This window comes from Limimaricola litoreus, assembly GCF_024159025.1.
GTDB lineage: Bacteria > Pseudomonadota > Alphaproteobacteria > Rhodobacterales > Rhodobacteraceae > Limimaricola > Limimaricola litoreus.
On sequence record NZ_JAMYXC010000095.1, the window covers coordinates 1 to 1,637 of the forward strand.

Sequence of the window (1,637 nt, forward strand, 5' to 3'; positions counted from 1 at the left end):
GATCCGGCGCGGCGCGCAGAGGAGCTTCTGGGCGAGATCCGCCGCCGCGCCGCCGAGCGCGAGCGCCCGCAGGCCGAGCGCGACTACCTCGAACGCCTGCTCGACCTGTTCTGATCGCGCGGCCGGGTCGGCTCAGCCCCAGTTCAGCCCAGCATCGCCAGCAGCCCGCGCAGCCAGGCGTCGAGCTGCCCGCGCAGCATGTCGACCGAACCGGCAAAGGCGTCGAGCGGCTCGGCCAGCGGCGGCAGCGCCGCGCCGATCCGCCCGGCATGGGAATAGATCAGGGCCAACGCCGCCGCGATCAGCAGCGCCGTGCCGAAACCGAGCCGGAAGCCGCTGCCCCGGCGCACCTCGCCGAGGTCGGAGGCGCGGTGGGCCGGGCCGCGCATCGCGGTGCTGCGCAGGCTGGAATTGATCTCCTCGATATCGGGCAGCAGGTCGCGCCGCGTCACCGCGCCGGTCGATGCGGCGGCCATGCTCGCGCGCTGCCGCGCCGCGTCCTCCGGTGCCTCATCCAAAGCGTCGGGCGTCTCCCGTTCGGCCTCAGAGTCGGACGCAGGGTCGGGCGCGATCCCGTCCCCGGTATCGGCCATGTCGTCGCTCGCGCCCGGTCCGGCGGTGTCCGGCTCGACGGTCTCGGCCGGTTCGGCCCGATCCTCGGGCTCCGCCTGGGTCTCACGCGCGGCCCGGTCATCCGGCCCCTCCGGCCCGGCGTCGTCCTCCCGCCCGTCCCGTGGCAGCGGCTCGAAGGGCGCAGGTGCCGCGGGCGAGCGGGACTCATCCGGGTTTTCCGCCGACAGGCTGGCCATCAGCGCCGGGTCGTCGAGATCATCATCGACCCTGTCTTCGAACGGCGCGGCCTCGCCCGGCGGCGCGAGCGTGTCGGACCCCGGCTCGGGCGGCATGTCCTCTTGCGGCAGGGTCGGCATCGCATCACCCGAGTCGGGCGCTTCGTCGCGGTCGTCGGAAACACCGGGCAGCGGCATGGCCGCCGCCCGCGCGGCGTCGAGATCGGCCTGCCGAGCGCGCGCATCCGGGTCGGCCTCCGCCTCGAGCCGTTCGCCACGCAGCAGGCGCTCGAAATCCGAATCCGCCTCGTCCTCTTCCTCCTCCCATAGGTCGCGGCTCTCGATGCGCGGCGCATCGGGGCCGGTCGTCGGGCGATCGGGCGTGACCGTCTCGAAATCTATCTCGGCCTCGTCCTCGTCGTTTTCCTCGAACGGGTCGTACCGCGCCGGAGCGGGCGTTTCCGCCTCGTCCTCCCCGGGCGCTGCGGGCTCCGCCTCCGACGCGAACGGCGCGCCGGAGGCCTCGTGCCGGGCCGGATCCGATGCGGGTGCCTCATCCGGTCGGGACACCTCGGAAAGATCATGATCCTCCGGCTCGGCAGGCGCCGCGGCGGTCCGGCCCGCCGCGGCGTCCATGCCTTCGTCATCGTCTTCGCCATCCGGGGCGAGATCGATGTCTTCCCCCCCGTCGGGCCCGGCGTCCGGTGCGTCATCGAACGCAGGAACAGCTTCGGCTTCGGATCCTTCCTCCGGTGCGGCGTCAAGCGGGCCCGGCTCGGCCTCCGGCTCGGAAGCGGCCTCCATGGCTGGCGCTGCGGCGGCGGGGCCGCGGCGGCGGGCGGCGGCCTC

General features: G+C 74.3%; 3 protein-coding genes. 2 read left to right on the forward strand and 1 reads right to left on the reverse strand.

Features of this window, described 5'->3' with window-relative positions; all coding sequences use genetic code 11:
* Nucleotides 1-114, forward strand: a 114-nt coding sequence (locus NHG85_RS19830) for a DUF4175 family protein (RefSeq protein ID WP_370362985.1), incomplete at its 5' end; no start/stop codon positions are given.
* Nucleotides 115-143: 29 nt separating this feature from the next.
* Here NHG85_RS19830 and NHG85_RS06620 read toward each other — a convergent pair.
* A complete protein-coding gene (locus tag NHG85_RS06620; RefSeq protein WP_253330942.1) occupies nt 144-1,358 on the reverse strand; it encodes a hypothetical protein in 1,215 nt (404 codons plus the stop codon).
* Nucleotides 1,359-1,370: 12 nt separating this feature from the next.
* Between NHG85_RS06620 and NHG85_RS06625 the strand changes: the two genes are divergently transcribed.
* A partial coding sequence (locus NHG85_RS06625) for a hypothetical protein (RefSeq protein ID WP_253330944.1) occupies nt 1,371-1,637 on the forward strand: 267 nt, incomplete at its 3' end.